We start from the raw sequence: 378 nt of genomic DNA on the forward strand, positions 1-378 counted from the left end.
GCCAGGGTTCCAATCGTTCTCAAGGACCGCTCCTTTCGCGAGAGGGCTATTCGCAGCGCAGTGTGACGGTTGCCTGGTAGTTGCCGGCGGAGAAGCGGTTTGAGCCGCTCTTGGTGCCGTCCAGGTTGACCGCGACCGTCGATGTGCCCGGCACCGTCAGCGCAGTCGCGGTGCCGGTTTCCGCGATCGTCTGCGCGCCGGAGGTGGCGAAGGTCGGGGTCCATGTCGTGGCCGTCGTGTCCGAGGCCGGCACCGTGGTGGAGGTGACCGGGTCGACGCTGAGCGTGACGCCACCTGTGGTATCGACCTGGGCGCTGCCTGCCGAACCGCCGGCATTATGGGAGCTCAGCGACTGGAGATTGGCGCTGACTGTCATCG

At 66.7% G+C, this 378-nt stretch carries 1 protein-coding gene; it reads right to left on the minus strand.

The window, feature by feature from the left end; all coding sequences use genetic code 11:
• Positions 1–46 precede the first annotated feature (46 nt).
• Positions 47–378 (minus strand): hypothetical protein (locus EN786_RS36335; protein ID WP_135910078.1); only part of this gene is annotated, 332 nt, incomplete at its 5' end.

Origin of the sequence: Mesorhizobium sp. M4B.F.Ca.ET.143.01.1.1 (assembly GCF_004792275.1) — a bacterium.
GTDB lineage: Bacteria > Pseudomonadota > Alphaproteobacteria > Rhizobiales > Rhizobiaceae > Mesorhizobium > Mesorhizobium abyssinicae.